This window comes from Microbulbifer sp. CAU 1566, from assembly GCF_023156515.1.
Classification (GTDB): Bacteria; Pseudomonadota; Gammaproteobacteria; order Pseudomonadales; family Cellvibrionaceae; genus Microbulbifer.
Window position 1 is genome coordinate 134,923 of sequence record NZ_JALNMG010000002.1, and the last position, 16,816, is coordinate 151,738.

The window sequence follows — 16,816 nt, forward strand, 5'->3', positions numbered from 1 at the left end:
TATATAATCTAACACTTGCCAACGCCTGGTCTTGGTCTCTAGCATCACCGCCTATGGCATGCATTAAACTTCGAACGTCCTATATTCCTAAGTCGACCAAAGGTTGGCTACTGGTCGATGAGCTAGGCCTACCTAGATTCTGGGCAACTGTGTGGGCTGATGTCTTGAAAGCTCAAATAGGTTCCACAACGCGAGGCCATTATCTTTATGCCGTGGAAAAGTTCTATCAGGTAACTGATCGACTCTACGGATCAGGAGCTCTGGATCGAATGCTCTCTGAACTAGATATGCCCGCGCTCGAATCGGCGCTGAGTAGTTTTCTAGCTAGCCTCAGAAATGACGGACACCTACGTGAGATCAATAACAACCGTACATGGGATTCAGCGAAATCATTCGTACGCGATATTATGCGCCACCTCAGTGCTTCATCTGCGAACGATTATGAAAAAATCCATAGCCGGTTAATAAGACTTGATCGCTTGTATTCCTTGGTGACACCTACGCGACCAAAACCCCCAGCTCCTATTCGAGCATTACCTGTAGCGGTAGTAGAGGAAGTCTATGAAATTTTCTCCCCGACATCCTCACGGAACCCATTTCGAAATGAAGCGCTGAAGTGGCGGAATTTCCTGATTTTTCTCCTGATGCTGCACCTTGGCCTGCGACGTGGTGAGATTGCTATTCTGCCAGCGGACGCTATCAAGTCTGATTTTGATGTCGACACTGGAGGCGAAAAATACTGGTTGAACATTGCCGAAAACCCCTATGATGATGAGGATAGTCGCTTCAATGCCCCTAGCCTGAAGACCGCCCACTCCCGGCGCCAGTTACCACTTAGTGAGGAAATCGTTTTAGTTTCGGACATTTTTCTGGCCAACTACCGCCGTGGTACAACACATGGTTATTTGTTTGGCTCACAACAAGATAAACCACTCTCCCTTCGATCAATTCACCGTGTATTTGAAGTGGTTACTAAAAACTTGTCACCTTCAGCGAAGAATGCATTGGCAGCACGAAGTTTGTCAGGCGTTTGCGCACACGACCTTCGACATACGTGCGCAGTAAACCGATTAGGTCGATATATTTTACTTGGCGACGATCTTGATGTCGCAATCGAAAAGCTTCGGGTGTTTTTTGGATGGTCACCCGCTTCATCAATGCCACGACATTACGCTCGAGCATATTTTGAGTCGAATTCTGCAGATATGTGGGACGAAAACTACGACCGTCTGCTTGCGACTCTCAGATCGATTTCAGGGAAAGAGCTGTGATCCATTCGACATCAGAATTTACTGATAAAATTGCAGTCATTGCGACTGAATTGGGACGGTTGCCCAGTTCATTTCGATATTACGATGATTTTTATGAACAATTCCATTCGATCCAAGGCCCCGAGTATTCTGATCGCTGGGAAATTCAGTTTGATGGCGAGAAAGTTCGCCTTGAATTCAAAGATCTTACTTATGATCTGAAGTCCATATTTAAGCACGTTGCAGTAGATGTTTTTTCGAGATTAGACCCTTCTGGGGCAACATCCGTATGCAATGGGGTTTTGAAAAATTCCGAACATTTCCTTAAGGCGTTAATATTACGTCCGGAAGAATTTCGTGATCTTTGGATTAATGAGGTGCAACCATCTCAGACGTGGGGTTACGCGCTCAGCCTTCGAACAATGATTCATTCGCTTTGCAATTTGTCCGCCGGATTCTGGCGGCCAGAAATGCGGCCTTATGTCACACAATTAAAATCACCCGCCCGCGACATCTATAAAAACGTGCGATCGGGCGAGTGTTTTCTGCCCCTGGATCATCAGTCATTGCTGATAGATTATTTAGATGAGCTTACTGACTCCGTCGGAACGGCGCCAGCGAGTCAAAAAACTAGGCAGCTTCGAGACGCTTGTATATTGATCATTGCTCATCAATATGGGTGTAGGCCGGGGCAAATCGCGCGCATTAAGACAACTGATGTCCGCTTATATGAAAATGGCACGGTACATTTGTCAATACCTCTACTCAAACAAAGGGGCAGTGAGGCACAACGTAGGGTAACCCGGCGAGTGAAATACGAATGGTGCCCAATTTTTATCGAGTACACTGCTCGGCGCCTTCAAAACAAAGCTGGGAGCACTAAGTCGACAGACAAATATTTCGATCTCCCTCCGAAGAGACTGTCGGTAACACTAAGAGATCTTGCTGAAAAAATTACCGGTACACGCTGGAGTCCTACTGATTTACGGCACACTTCAGCACAGCGCTTGGCGGACGCCGGAATATCTCACATTGCGCTATCTGAGTTCATGGGGCACGCTACCACACTGTCAGCCAACGTCTACTTTGATACCTCGCCAACACAAGCAGAGCGAGTTAATCAGGCTCTTGCTATATCTAGTGTCTATTCCGCTGTTGCAGAAGTAGCTAGAACTCGAACTATTGATAAAAATAGCCTCCTGCGCCGCCCTCCAGACGAGCAAATAGGTGGGATCCCTCATGGTGTCCCTATTTCTGGTATCGGGAGTTGCTCTATTGGACAGTCAATGTGCTCGAAAAACCCTGTTATGAGTTGTTATACATGCAGGAAATTCCTGCCATTATCGGACGCGACCGTGCATGAGTCGGTAGTAGATAGTTTGCGGCCGGTTGTCAAAGAGTTCGCTAACTCGTCTCGCTTCAATGAAGAAAGCCCTGCCTATACCCAATTAAGACGGATGTTTGAGGCGGCATTGCAAATTGCGCAAGAGATAAGATCAAGTAACATTACGATTCTTGGTAACCTGGAATGAACAATTTCTATCGAAAATTCGTTAATAAAGGAAAGTCTCTAGCAAAATCTAAAGATCTTCGCTGGGATTTATCATTCGATCTTGAGGGGAGAGTACCGAAATCCGAGCGATGGGATTTGGCCGATATTTGCGGGTTAGCAACGCCACCTTACTTCTGGCTTTCGACATTAGGGAATGATGCAAAGGCTTTAAAAATCTTTAATTTCCTTTGTGGGGTGGGGGGTGAATCATCAATTTCACCAGGACCGATGTCAGACCATTGGCGCGATTTTTACCAAGCTGCCTTGCTTAACGAGCTCCTCATCAAGCGGAACAAACCAAACCATGCACTAGTAAATATCGGAAGATCGTTAAGAATAATAGCTACCTGCGCTGGGAGCGAAGCACCCTGGGAACTTACTCCTAAAACGGTACAAAGTGCATATAACGTCGCGCTTTTACTTGGGTCGTCGGGTAAAGTCGCCGCTAATATCATCATGGTTATTCGAACGTTGATTGATAGTTTACACATTTCTAACCGATCGCCTTTAGAGAAGTTTTGTACTGCATACGAAGGCCAAGAAGACTCCGCTATTAATGTTTCAGAACTAAAGCAAGGTAACAATAATTACAGAAACACCAGCAAGGTTAGATTCGAACTTTCTGAACGAAAAGGCTCAGCTAAACTTCCAGAAGAGAAAGCATTTTGGGAGTTGGTTCGTATTGTTTTTACTGAAAAACCCAATACGTTTGTGGATTCGATTCGGTTTTTGCAAATAAAACTTGCCATCATCAGTGGATTTCGGGTTGGCGAGAATGTATTGCTTCCTGTTGACTGGTGTCGTTGGGTCGAACATTTAACGGGGGATCGTGAAGTCCTGGCCGAAAAAGGAGGTATTGCTCGCTCTCTATACATTAGGCATTTTGCGGAGAAACAAGCTGTCGATGTAAATGTGATGGGAGTAACTCTTTTCGAAAGTATTCAAAATGTGCCTCTTATATTCGAAGACGTAGTACTAGAAACTTTGAGTGAAGCGGAAAGACTCACTAAACCCCTACGAGAAAAATTGCGATTGCAGGTTGCAACTGGACGGCTACTGCCAGAGCTCCTACCTGACGCACTGGCTCCCGCATGGGATATATATAGCCGATTATCCGGTGCCCTCTCGATATCCAACTCATCACTACCCCAGAACTTAGTCAGCAAATACAAAGAAACATTTGACCCGTCTTACCTAGATAAAATACGCGAGTATCAGATCCGTGAAATTTCTATAAGCGGTGTATCTAAAAATTGCGCGAAATACTTTAATCGCCTCCCAGTTACGATCCGGAGGGAAAGCGGTGAGCCGTTCACTGGGAATATCGACTGGAAGAACGCGTTTATTCATGTGAGTGATGCCGAATCTCTAATAAGATCCAGTATGCCTACGAAACTACCTGAAACGAAAAGTTTTTTAATAAATGAAGGTGGCCGGCTGAGCCCTGAAGCACTAATGTTTTTGATGCCTATTCGTGCCATTGTCGAAGAGCGATCTGGAGGGATACTGGACGTGAATAGGTATTTTTCTGTCGGGCGCGCCTCTACCGCAGACCTGCATTTGCAACTAGGAGCACAAGCGAACAACATTTTTTCCCGCTATGGCCATTCCGACGAAGATCGATCTCTCAGGCTGAACACGCATTCACTCCGTCACCTCCAAAATGCGGAGCTCTTCCGACTCGGCGTGGCTGACACAATTATTACCAAGCGATTTAATCGGCGAAGCGTCGCCCAAAGCTACATATATGATCATCGTAGCTTGGCGGAAGATCTTGCGCACATCGACCTACCTAAAGGCGCCGACTCTATGGCTCCTAGAGCTCAAGAAACCCTACAGATGATTATGGCAAAAAGAATTCGCGGCCCGATCGTAGATGAGTTTCTCAAGATTCAGGAAGAAATGGGAGATGACGAGGCTTTTAAGTATCTCTCTGCCGAGGCCGACGGCCTACATGCAACCCCTTTTGGATTTTGTGTAAATAGCTTTACCATTGACCCTTGCCCCAAGCATCTTGAATGCTACGATTGCCGCCATCTGACCCGTTCGGGCATACCAGAAGAACAACAGCGGCTAGAAAAATTGAAGCAGCGTATGGTTGACGTAGTAAATGTCATTGAGGCCAAACCAATAGCCCACAGAAATATTGGGTGGCAAAACCAGTTAAAGCACGCCCAGTCCCGACTGGAAAGCCTTGAGAAAATTATTGAAACAGCTCCGCTGGAGCATCCTTTCCCAGACGGCAAAGACCTATACAGCGCCGTAGAGAATAAGTACGGTACCAGCGTAATTGATGCTCCCAAGACCAGGAGGCCTGAGTGAAGATTCAGAAGATTCAAGCGCTTGAAGCGATCCTCCAACGCATGCTTAACGACAACATTCGAATTACCGCCCGCTCGGTAGCTCGAGATAAAGACAGTCCTTTCAAACACGCTAGCGATATTACCCGTCAGCCCGATCGTAAGGCAGTATTCGATCGATACTGCGCACGCCAAGCTGAACTTAAGGCACTTATTGAAAAAACCGACAAGCAGTCTCGTTCTAACCTACAGGCGCGAGTGGCTCATTTAACACAAGAAATTGAGGCACTAAAATCAGAGCGTGACTTACTCATTGCATCCCATAAAGCCATGCTTCTTGCAGTTGGTGAAATAGGAGGTTTGGCAGCATGGCGTAAGTTCTTCCCAGCATGGGAAAATACCAGGCTTCAACTAGCAGAAATGCAAGCACTGCCGGGGGTGGAGAATGGCAACCACGATTCCCTGGAATAAATCACAATAAGCCAATTTGTTGCTGTTTTTGTATGCTGGAGATCCAGCGGAATACGCTTATCTTTTTCCGCTGATCTATCAAACAAATTGAAATATAAAGAAATTAAATTTCAGTTCTTGAAGTGGCAAGTACAGGGATCAGCATCACTTCACGCCGCGTTGCTTCCCGCTTTTAGCCCGAACTTTGCTTTCTGTGTGGACATAAACAGTATCGGTTGTGGCCATACTGGAGTGCCCTAAATCCTCAGATAAGTCCTTTAAGGCGCGGCCGCGCTCAATTTCCATACTCGCTCCTGTATGTCTCAGCCAGTGTGTAGATGCTTCTTTTAACTTATGCGCGCTATCGTCACCCTCAGCCTGACGCATTTCGTTATAGGCACGGTCGAAAACTTGTTGAACGACCCGAGTAAGCTGACGGGATGTCATGCCGCCTTGCCCTCGAATTTTCTCTACGAGAGGGTGATTCTCTCTTGAAGCCGGCAACGGACTTAGACCTCTATAAGCGCGGTAGCGTTTAAGGAATGGAATAAAGCTGTCGGGGACCGTTGTGTCTCGCAATTTTCGGCCTTTACCGAAGATTTTTAGCCACCAGTTTCCATCCGAATCTTGCCAAAAGTGGCTCATGATAGGTGTCCACTGAGGACGTTCAGAAAGTTCTGAAATTCGCAGAAACAAGGTCTTCAGCGCACAAATAATAAACAGACTTCGTTCATAGATAGGGTCTTCGTCGGCCATGGCCAGTGCTACATCAAACACATATTGCCACTGGACTTCGGTAAGCCTGCGAGCTTCTTTTACTTGGGCATCTTTAATGAAATGGCGACAATCTGGCTTAGCAATTTGTGCAGGATTGCCATATAGATGTTCCTCGTTCATTAAATACTTATAGAAAGCAATAATCCCAGTGAAGATGGAAGCTAAGGTCTCCTGCGAGGGTTTGTATTTCTTCTTATCTGGTTTGGAATCTGAGGACTCGCTGTTTTTGGGCAGCTTGAGCTTGAATGGAGCCCAGGACGGATTCTGTACGTACCGGCCATTGTTAAACAGAAACTTTTCGTGGTTTGCCAGGCAGATCCAAGATACTGGTGGCTGCCAGCAAAAATCCGCGTACTCGAGGATATCGGCCTTGCGTAATCGTTCCATGGGTGTGCCTTTGAATAGGAATACCCATAACAGAAAGCGCTCGGTTTCATTGCGAAAGCGTGTAAAGGTGTGCTCGGACTTATTTCGGCCCGTATAACTCAGGAACTCTTGACCCCAGCGCCAATGAGACATCCACCAGGATTCGCCGGATTCGAGGAATTCGTTGAGATCTGGATAGTCGCGAAAGTCGAAGTTCTTGAGGTCGCTATAGGCTGAGTACAAAGCGACGGGTTTTGGAGTTGCCATGAGTAAAGCCTGAAGACGAAGTCCGGGTTTTTAGTTGGTTACCCATTCTACTGGCCTTAGCATGCTATGTCGAATACGAAAGCGTATATGAAATTTGCAGGGGTAGCGGGTATTCCCTCGTTACACGAACGCCCTGAGACAAATTTCGGGCAGGAACTTCAGGATGTCGTTGTCCGATAGAGAGTTATTAGAAAGGTTGTTGGTTGTATCCTGACCACCGCCGGCACCCATCAGGTATGTAAACGATGCTGCTCCTAAGAAGGAAGAATTAGCGGCATCTATCACGGGACTTTGCAGGAGACTTGGGGGCGTAACACAGTTGAGCGATGTCGCGAGCACGATGCCACTCATTTTCGATTCAATTAGGTATCAAAGCTGACTTCCTACCGCGCGAATTTGCAGGACGGGTTTCGAGGTGGATGGTAGCGCTTGCCGATATGGTCCAGCTCTTTCCAGATTGTTGGCTCACTCTCAGCACAATCATTCACCTCTGTTTTCTTCGCTCTATGAATTTAAGGCCATATTGCATTGCAAGTGAACCGCACAATCAACGACATAAGCAGTATCCGATAAATCCCGCGCAAGTGTTCTTGAGCCGCAAACTTCTGACTCAGGAAATTGGCAGGTACAATTTCGAGCTCAATTACGAGATTGGTCGATGCGAGTAGGAATGCCAGTGGATGATACCAAACCAGCCCGTTAGTCAATGAGATCCCGAGTGTAGCGAGCGATGTAAATGAACGGGAGTTTGAGATTGAAATAAAACTAAAAAGAAAGAAGGCCAGCCCAGTATTATTTGCGCTAGACCCTCATATATTTTAAAGCATGCGCAGTAAAAAGCTTCCTCCGCTACACAATGTCAAACAATATCGGGGTTTATTTCTTCGGTACGCGCTGTTAGAGGTCGGTCCTCGCCATGCACTATTCGATAGAGCAAAGGCAACACGAGTAACGTTAGAAGCGTAGAAGAGATAATTCCACCAATTACTACGGTCGCCAACGGGCGTTGAACTTCCGCACCAGTACCTGTATTCAGCGCCATTGGTACAAACCCCAAACTGGCGACCAATGCAGTCATGAGCACGGGTCGTAACCGTATCATGGCACCGTCAATGATCGATGACACAAGGTCACCCCGCTCCCGCCATAGCTCACGAATAAACGACAGCATCACTAAGCCATTAAGCACGGCCACACCGGAAAGAGCGATGAAACCTACCCCGGCCGAAATCGAAAGTGGCATATCTCGTAACCAAAGCGCCAGTACACCACCGGTCAATGCCAACGGCACGCCCGTGAAGATAATGAGCGCATCCCGCAAAGAGCCGAAGGCTGTCACCAGCAATCCTAGAATAATTAGCAGGGTCACCGGAACTACGATCGATAGGCGGCGGCTGGCGGATTCCAGTTGCTCAAAAGTTCCACCGTATTTCAGCCAGTATCCAGCGGGCAACTGGACTTCATTGCTCACCCGTTGCTTTACCTCTGTGACAAAAGATCCTAAGTCGCGATCTCGCACATTCGCAGTCACCACCACCCGGCGCTTGCCGTTCTCACGGCTAATCTGATTGGGAGCTGGCGCCATTGCCAGATCGGCGACCTCCATGAGCGGCACAAAGCCGCCCGCTGGAAGTGGCACTGGCAGCTCACCGAGGCGATCCAGATCGCGTCGTATATGTTCTGGCAAGCGCACCACCAACTGAAAGCGTCGGTCGCCCTCGTAAATTAAACCCGCGTTTTCGCCACCGACCGCAGTAGCGACCAGATCCTGCAATGTCTGCAGATCGAGTCCGTAACGAGCAAGCTGGATTCGCTTGGGCATGACCGACATTACTGGCAGCCCCTCAACTTGTTCTACCCGAGCGTCGGCAGCGCCTTCTATGCCCTGCAATACGTTCAGTATTTCATTCGCGGATACCACCAGCTGATCCAGGTCGTCGCCAAACACTTTAATACCCAGATCTGCACGCACTCCGGAAATCAGCTCGTTGAAGCGCATCTCAATAGGTTGCGTAAACTCGTAGTTATTGCCTGGAAGCTCGCTCAATGCAGCTTCGATTTCCTCGATAAGTTCATCGCGGGGCTTGTCGGGATTGGGCCACTCATCACGCGGTTTCAGAATCACAAAATTGTCAGCTACATTGGGCGGCATAGGATCGGTAGCCACCTCTGGGGTACCGGTTTTGGCAAACACTTTGTCTACCTGCGGAAAGGCTTTAATGCGCTGCTCCAGGGATTCCTGCATTTCCAATGACTGCTCAAGGCTGGTGCCAGGAATTCGCATTGCATGAAGGGCAATATCACCTTCGTTAAGCTGTGGAATAAATTCTGACCCCAGCGTGGTGGCCAGCCAGGCACAGACGATAACCAGCCCCGCGGCTGCGGACAGTACCAGCCAACGCACACGCATTGCGGTCAGCAGTAGTGGTCGATATAGAGATTTAGCCGCTACAATCAGTGGATTTTCTTTTTCACTGATCTTGCCACTCAGGAAGACTGCTACCGCTGCCGGAACCACGGTCAGTGCCAACACAAGTGCCGCCAGCAATGCCATTACCACCGTGGCCGCCATCGGGTGGAACATTTTTCCTTCCACACCGGTAAGTGAAAATAGCGGGATATAGACCACAGTAATGATCAGCACGCCAAACAGGCTGGGGCGTATGACCTCGTTAGTCGCATGGAATACAAGCTCCAAGCGCTCCTGGAGGGGCAGGATGGCGCCATTGCGACGCTGTGCCTCCGATAGTCGGCGAATAGCGTTTTCAACAATAATTACTGCGCCGTCGACAATCAGGCCAAAGTCCAACGCTCCCAGGCTCATTAAATTCGCGGATACGCCCGTTTTCACCATACCAGCAATTGTGGCTAGCATAGAGAGTGGAATCACCGCGGCTGTAATGAATGCGGCGCGTAGGTTTCCCAGCAAAAGGAACAATACAGCGATGACCAGTAAAGCGCCTTCTACCAGGTTCTTTTGCACTGTGCGTATGGCTTTGTCCACCAGGGTCGTGCGATCGTAAACGGCCTCCAGGCGTACACCTTCGGGAAGTGAGGGTTTGATTCTCTCTATGGCTGCTGCCACGTCCTGAGCAACAGCTCGAGAATTCTCACCAACGAGCATCATTGCCGTACCAAGTACGGTTTCCTTGCCATCTCGTGTAGCGGCGCCTGTCCGAAGTTCCTTCCCAATGGCGACTTCGGCAATATCGGAAATTTTGACCGGTACCCCATCTCGGTTAGCCACCACAACATTCTCGATATCAGCGATATCCTGAAGCTGGCCCGGAGAGCGCACCAGCAGGCGACGGCCATTCGTCTCGACGAATCCTGCACCACGGTTATCGTTGTTGCGCCTCAACGCCTCGATGACATCATCCATGGTCAAACCAAAGGCGAGTATCTTGCGAGGGTTTGGCATCACGTGGTACTGCTTGTCGTAGCCACCGATCGTGTTAATCTCAATGACACCCGGTACAAGCGCGAGCTGTGGCTTAATGATCCAGTCTTGTATTTCTCTCAAGGCTGTTGCATCCAGGGGGCTCCCATCCTCCTGTGTTGCACCAGGTAATGCCTCTACCGTGTACATAAAAATTTCGCCGAGCCCGGTGGCAATGGGTCCCATTTCCGGTTCCATTCCGGGCGGAAGCGCTCCCTTGATCGAGCCGAGTCGTGCATCAATCAAATTGCGGGCAAAATAGATGTCTGTGCCCTCTTCGAAAACCACCGTCACCTGCGACAGTCCGTAGCGGGAAAGTGAGCGCGTATAAGACAAATTAGGTAGGCCTGCTAAAGCGGTCTCAACCGGATATGTAATACGTTGTTCCGCCTCAAGTGGCGAGTAACCGGGTGCCTCCGTATTGATTTGCACCTGGACATTGGTGATATCTGGCACTGCATCAATCGGTAATGTTTGGTAACTCCAGACTCCGGCGCCAATAAGTAGCAGCACCAGGGAGAGCATTAGATAACGTCGCTCAATTGAGAAACGCAGTATTGCTTCAATCATGAATGATTTCCTTCAGTGAGCGTGGGCCGCGCCAGATTTTTCGATGTCGGCTTTGATCAGGTAGCTATTGGCAGTGACGTAGCGCTGCCCTACCTCCAATCCACTCAACACCTCAGTTACACGCCCATCTGAGCGCCCCAGCTCTACCGGTCGGGCTTCGTAGCTATCGCCAACCTTCACAAAGACAACCATGCCATCCCCCAGAGGCTGCAGAGCGCGACTCTCCACAAGCAGCGGCACCCTTACATGATCAACAAGCACCTGACCTTCTAGCATCAAATCAGGTGGCCAGCTGATTTTTCGGTTGTCGATAGGCGTCCTAACCAGAACGAACGGCTGACCCGGAGTGCCCGGGACCAGATTCGCTACCTGCGTGTCCACGACTTGACCGTCGGCTTGCAAGGTGACCTTTTGGCCGCGGGCAACCTGACCACGCTGCGAAGGAAACAGCCGTAGCTCCGCCCACAACTGATCATAATTGGCAATTGTGAACAGCTCTCGCTCCCCACTGTATTCACCACTGCTAGCCTGCTTGTCGATGACCAACCCATCGATGGGTGACGTTATCGGGTAGACTTGAAGACTATCATTGGACTCTACTTCAGCCAGCTTCTGCCCCTTGCGTACCCGATCGCCGATCTCCGCCGAAACTGTTTTGATTGGCCCCGGAAACCGTGCGCGGACGTGACTCAAGCTGCCGTGCGCCAGTGCAGTTTTTCCGTACAGGGTGAGCGATTGGCTAATTTCCCCTGGACCGGTAGCTGCCGTTTTTATGCCTACTTTGGCGGCCATCTCGGAGGCAATCTCCACCCGCCCCTCGTACGATTCATAGTGCCACTCAGCACGTTCAGCATTCCGCGCCAGCAAAACCTTTACATCGAACGAGTGCGGTTCCTCCACTGCGCCTTTGCCAAGCCAGAAGCCATCTGCTGGTGCAAAATTGAAACGATCTACCTTGCCACCCAGCCGCGTTAACTCGACAGCCAGTCGCGCATCGCCTGCTTTCGTGAGTGCCTTTCCACGTTCACTAATCCAGGCTCGGAGTTCTGCTGTCCCGCCGCGCTCAGATATCAGTAACTCCACTTCGAGGTCGCCCTCCTCTAGCAGGCGCCCCCCGTTTGGCCCCCTTTCTTCCTCATGCTCGCCGTGCTCTTCTCCGTGTTCTTCTTCAGCGGAGGCGACGACCAAAGTGGGCACCACGAGAGCGGCCGTACACGCCAGTAGCGCAGCCAATGGCACTGCTGCGAATATGCTTCGCAATTTATTTCTGTATTTCATGGGTGTTCAAATCTTTTTCATTTGGTTGGCTCAGCGCCCGCAGACAATAGCGGTGCGGCGGTCATTTGTTCTATTTCAGCGCCAAAGCGCAGCGCAGCGCTAGCTGCTTCAATTTCAGCCTGACGGGCTCCTATCAACTCCTCACGCGCGGACGCCCACTCCAAGTAGGAGTAACGGCCACGACGGTAAGCACGCTCCACTTCTGCCAGGGCATCGCGCAAAGTTGGGATAACCTCACCCCTCAGCGTCTCTACTGTCGTCAATGCCTGTTCACGCCCGCTGACCGCACGAAACAGCCGGCTCTTCAGCCGCAGTAGCGCAGCTTCTCGCTCTACCGCAACGCGCTCTCGTTCTGCGATAGCCGTCGTGATAGCGCCGGCGTTCCGGCGCGCAGGAAATAGAGGTAACTCAAACCCGGCGACCAATGTGGTCTCACCGATTTCACGGGAGTGCCGAATGCCAGCAGACCAACCAACATCCAGGCTTGATTGCGCCTCGGCTAAACGCAGCTCTGCATCTTGCAGCCGCTCCTCGGAAGCGAAACGGGCGATGGCTGGATTTTGTTGGGCGCGGCTGAAGAGCACCGCAAAGCTATCAGATGCCGGAAAACGGTAGAGCTCATTGGAGTCCAGGCGGAAGGAAGTAGCATCGCCACCCCACAAAGAGGCCAGCGCCAATTTATGGTATTTAACCAGCCGTTCTTCCGAATCAATCGCTAGGCGAGCACGGGAAACCGCGGCCCGGGCTCTTAGACTCTCGGCTTTTGGCGATGCTGCAGCTTTTACACGACGATCGACGGTTTCAAGGGTGTCGTCAGCAAGTGCTGCCGACTCCCGAGCCAATGCCAGCCGCTGTTGTGCTGCCAATACCTCGACATAGCGACGGATTACGCTCCCCAACAGATCGAGCGCTGTAGCCTGCTCCTCGGCCAGTAACAGATCCTGCTGGGCATACACCGCACCGACTCGCGCTGAACTCTTGCCGCCCAATTCGATGACAGATGAAAGTGATACCGTGAGCTCCGCGTTATCAGCACCGCCTTCGCCAGCAAAGTTTTCAAGTTCAGCCCCAAGGCCTACAGGTGGCCGTAGAGCTGCAGTTGCTACCTTACCGGCAAGTGCTTGTTCACGAAGGCGGTAAATCGCCAACTCTGGGTTTTGAGAAAGCGTGCGGTCAATCGCTTCCGCCAAGGTGATCTGGGGTAATTGCTCAGCCCCCTGGGCCTGCGCAAGTGGCGTCCACAAAAACGGCAGCAATGATAAAATCACAGCAAGCCGAAAGTACGCACGAACGACATGCGTAAAAATAAACAACATAGGGTATTCCCAAGTTATGTCATGAAAAGTACGCGCCCGCCAAACTACAAGGCGTGCGCGGATTCAGGGCGTAACTCAGGCTTTGGGAGGGCGAAAAAGTGAGGAAAAATAACCAGAGGGGAAAGAAGGGTTAATTGTTTCACGCAAAGCGATGCTGCGAACAACGACAAAGCGCGATACTTGACCAAGAAGACCTAACACACCAACACCATGGCAATGACAGCAGTGGTGACAAAAGTCCGGTCCACCTGGATGTGAACCAGATCCCAACTCAACGTCTACGTTTTGTCGTTTGGGAGTAAACGTCACTTCCTCTTGAGCGTCCAGGTGATGAGGCGGTACGTGCGTAGCAATATCCTGCAACGCTTCATGGCTATCATAGAACGCTACTGCGGTCTGGAAGACCAGCAGTGCGATCAGTAGAAAGCAGACACGAGCGTAGTTCATTGCAGAAAATCTGTGGTTATCTTGTGGTTAGCGACAATTTAACAACATGTAAGGATAAATTCCAATTTCGATTATCCCGCCTCCGTTGAATGACAGGGACACCCGGTCAATCCATGCAGAATTTTACAGGACTCTATGGACCGCTCTCCTGAGCATCGGTTCCGCAGGTTCCGAAGCTGTTGCCGCAGTTGCTGTAGCGCATCCATTCGAGATTCCACACAGTCGATGTGCTCGTCAATCAACTGGTTAATCCCGGCACAGCTTTTGCTGGGCATCTCGCGAAACTGAAGTAACTCGCGAATATTTTCCAGCGACATATCGAGGGACCGGCAATGACGGATGAAGCTCAGCTGCTCCACTTGGGAATCACTATATAGCCGAAAATTCCCCTCAGAGCGTGCTGGCGCGGGTAACAACCCCATCTGCTCGTAGTAACGCACAGTCTCTACCTTACACCCCGCCAGCCTCGCCGCCTCTCCGATCTTATAACTCATGACTACCCTCTTGACTCTATAGTGGCTATAGGGATTCTAATCCCAGTAGTACCCATTGGCTATCGAGACGCACATGAATAGGCCCGAATCAGACAATTGTTGTAGCGGCACAAAATCAACCGAAGAGCTGACTCAGAAGTCCTACTCTAGGCCGGACAAAGACGTTGAGACGACAAACCTGTCGATTACCAAAATGGACTGCCCGACCGAGGAGGCTCTGATCCGTAGCAAGCTGTCTGGCATGGAGGGAATCTACCACCTCGACTTCAATCTGGTTCAGCGTACGCTACAAGTGCACCATGCCAAGGGAATGCAAGGTGAGCTACTTGCGGTGCTGGGGACATTGGACCTGGATGCACGGTTAGCGAATGCCGTCGACAGGGATACCGCGCCACCACCTGCAACCGCCAACTGGTGGGTGCTCGGGGTTGCTGCTGCTGCCGCTCTGGCCTCAGAAGTGGTTTATTGGCAGCAAGGAGGCAACAACTGGCTCGTGATGCTGCTAGCCCTCACGGCCATTGCAGGTGGAGGCCTGAAAACCTACAAGAAAGGTTGGATAGCGCTCAAGAATCGCAACCTGAACATGAATGCACTGATGTCCATTGCAGTGACCGGTGCCCTCTTGATTGGCCATTGGCCAGAGGCCGCGATGGTGATGGTGCTCTTCACCCTAGCGGAACTGATCGAAGCCAAATCCCTGGATCGGGCGCGCAACGCGATCCGTGAACTATTGGCCCTGGCTCCGGAAACAGCAACCGTGCAAATGGACGACGGACGCTGGGAGGAAATAAGCGCAAAACAGGTTGATATCGGCAGCCGCGTGCGTGTGCGACCAGGCGAGCGAATCGCCCTCGACGGCGAAGTCATTGAAGGCCTATCCGCTGTAAATCAGGCCCCAATCACCGGCGAAAGCTTACCAGTGGACAAGGCCCCAGGTGATTCGTTGTTTGCCGGCAGTATCAATGAGTCCAGTGGGCTTGAATATCGGGTCACGGCTGCGGCCGATAACTCTACACTTGCGCGGATAATTCACGCAGTAGAAGCCGCTCAAGGTAGCCGAGCGCCGACCCAGCGTTTCGTAGACTCATTTGCGCGCTGGTATACACCATTAGTTTTCGTGGTCGCTCTGGCAACAGCAGTGCTGCCACCCCTGCTATTCGGTGGCGCCTGGCTAGAGTGGGTCTACCGAGCCTTGGTATTACTGGTTATCGCCTGCCCATGCGCACTGGTGATTGCCACGCCGGTTACCATCGTCAGCGGACTCGCGGCTGCGGCCCGGCACGGCATCCTGATCAAGGGTGGCGTTTACCTCGAGGATGGTCGACGCCTGCGCTGGTTGGCACTGGATAAAACAGGCACCATCACTCGCGGCAAGCCCGCACAAACCGACTTCGAACCTTGGGCCAACAATGACGTCAATACAGTACGCTCACTCGCGGCTAGCCTGGCCGCGCGCTCCGATCACCCAGTATCCATGGCGGTAGCCCAAGCGGCACAAGACGACAGCATCGCACTGCGTCAAGTAAAAGCGTTTTCAGCATTAGCGGGTCGCGGCGTCAAGGGCGAAATCGATGGCGAGGATTTACACCTCGGGAACCATCGACTTGTAGAAGAGCTAGGGGTGTGCTCGAGGGAATTGGAGCAACGCCTAAACAACCTGGAGTCCCAAGGTAAAACGGTCATCATGCTGGTGGGTAAAGCCGGTGTCCTGGCACTATTCGCCGTGGCTGACACAGTTAAAGACACCAGTCGCGAAGCGATAGCAGAGCTGCATGATTTGGGCGTAAAAACCCTGATGTTGACTGGTGACAACCCACATACGGCGAGGGCCATTGCCAAACAGGTGGGCATTGACCGTGCTGAGGGCAATTTGTTGCCAGAGGACAAGCTCCGAGAAATTGAAGTTCTGACCGAGCAAAACCATACCGGCATGGTCGGCGATGGAATTAACGATGCACCGGCACTCGCTCGTGCCGACATCGGCTTTGCGATGGGTGTTGCGGGCACAGATACCGCAATAGAAACAGCCGACGTCGCACTAATGGATGACAACCTAAGCAAGATCGCCACCTTTATTCGGTTGTCTCGTAGTACTTCGCGTATTCTACGACAGAACATCGTAATGGCATTGGGGATCAAAGCCGTATTCTTGGCGCTCGCATTTGCCGGACTGGCGTCCATGTGGATGGCCGTTTTTGCCGACATGGGGACCAGCCTGTTGGTAGTATTTAACGGGTTGAGGTTAATGCACCGATAAAGGGTGCAGTACTGATATATGCGTTTATCTGTAGTAGTTCAGACTTGATCTCA

Annotated in this window: 11 protein-coding genes; 5 read left to right on the forward strand and 6 right to left on the reverse strand. The window is 50.8% G+C overall.

Going from position 1 to position 16,816, the window contains the following annotated elements; translation table 11 throughout:
- Window positions 1–269: 269 nt before the first annotated feature.
- From M0G74_RS05735 to M0G74_RS05750, 4 genes are read left to right on the forward strand one after another with little or no spacing between them, the layout of a single operon-like run.
- The gene (locus M0G74_RS05735; protein WP_207002448.1) at window positions 270–1,271 is read left to right on the forward strand and encodes a tyrosine-type recombinase/integrase; all 1,002 of its coding nucleotides are present in this window, start codon (window positions 270–272) and stop codon (window positions 1,269–1,271) included.
- The gene (locus M0G74_RS05740; RefSeq protein WP_207002446.1) at window positions 1,268–2,782 is read left to right on the forward strand and encodes a site-specific integrase; all 1,515 of its coding nucleotides are present in this window, start codon (window positions 1,268–1,270) and stop codon (window positions 2,780–2,782) included. The genes M0G74_RS05735 and M0G74_RS05740 overlap by 4 nt, the downstream gene beginning before the upstream one ends.
- Window positions 2,779–5,124: a hypothetical protein gene (locus M0G74_RS05745; RefSeq protein ID WP_207002444.1), complete on the forward strand. Its 2,346-nt coding sequence runs from the start codon at window positions 2,779–2,781 to the stop codon at window positions 5,122–5,124. The genes M0G74_RS05740 and M0G74_RS05745 overlap by 4 nt, the downstream gene beginning before the upstream one ends.
- Window positions 5,121–5,573 carry a hypothetical protein gene (locus M0G74_RS05750; protein WP_207002442.1) on the forward strand — a complete coding sequence of 151 codons (453 nt, stop codon included), beginning with the start codon at window positions 5,121–5,123 and terminating at the stop codon, window positions 5,571–5,573. The genes M0G74_RS05745 and M0G74_RS05750 overlap by 4 nt, the downstream gene beginning before the upstream one ends.
- A 144-nt stretch (window positions 5,574–5,717) precedes the next feature.
- Here the strand turns inward: M0G74_RS05750 and M0G74_RS05755 are convergent, their stop codons facing one another.
- The 6 genes from M0G74_RS05755 to cadR form a co-directional block, all read right to left on the reverse strand.
- Complete coding sequence (locus M0G74_RS05755) at window positions 5,718–6,962, reverse strand: tyrosine-type recombinase/integrase (protein WP_248215547.1); 1,245 nt, start codon at window positions 6,960–6,962, stop codon at window positions 5,718–5,720.
- Window positions 6,963–7,821: 859 nt separating this feature from the next.
- Window positions 7,822–10,971 carry a CusA/CzcA family heavy metal efflux RND transporter gene (locus tag M0G74_RS05760; protein ID WP_248215548.1) on the reverse strand — a complete coding sequence of 1,050 codons (3,150 nt, stop codon included), beginning with the start codon at window positions 10,969–10,971 and terminating at the stop codon, window positions 7,822–7,824.
- 12 nt (window positions 10,972–10,983) lie between these two features.
- The gene (locus M0G74_RS05765; RefSeq protein WP_248215550.1) at window positions 10,984–12,249 is read right to left on the reverse strand and encodes an HlyD family efflux transporter periplasmic adaptor subunit; all 1,266 of its coding nucleotides are present in this window, start codon (window positions 12,247–12,249) and stop codon (window positions 10,984–10,986) included.
- Between the two features lie 17 nt (window positions 12,250–12,266).
- Window positions 12,267–13,565: a TolC family protein gene (locus M0G74_RS05770; RefSeq protein ID WP_248215551.1), complete on the reverse strand. Its 1,299-nt coding sequence runs from the start codon at window positions 13,563–13,565 to the stop codon at window positions 12,267–12,269.
- A 75-nt stretch (window positions 13,566–13,640) separates the two neighbouring features.
- A complete protein-coding gene (locus M0G74_RS05775; RefSeq protein WP_207002434.1) occupies window positions 13,641–14,012 on the reverse strand; it encodes a hypothetical protein in 372 nt (123 codons plus the stop codon).
- Between the two features lie 71 nt (window positions 14,013–14,083).
- Window positions 14,084–14,506, reverse strand: coding sequence for a Cd(II)/Pb(II)-responsive transcriptional regulator (gene cadR, locus M0G74_RS05780; RefSeq protein ID WP_207002432.1), 423 nt, complete (start codon window positions 14,504–14,506; stop codon window positions 14,084–14,086).
- Window positions 14,507–14,579: 73 nt separating this feature from the next.
- On the opposite strand from cadR, the gene M0G74_RS05785 reads away from it, so the two are divergent.
- Window positions 14,580–16,763, forward strand: a complete 2,184-nt coding sequence (locus M0G74_RS05785; RefSeq protein ID WP_207002430.1) for a heavy metal translocating P-type ATPase — start codon at window positions 14,580–14,582, stop codon at window positions 16,761–16,763.
- The last annotated feature ends 53 nt before the right edge of the window (window positions 16,764–16,816 follow it).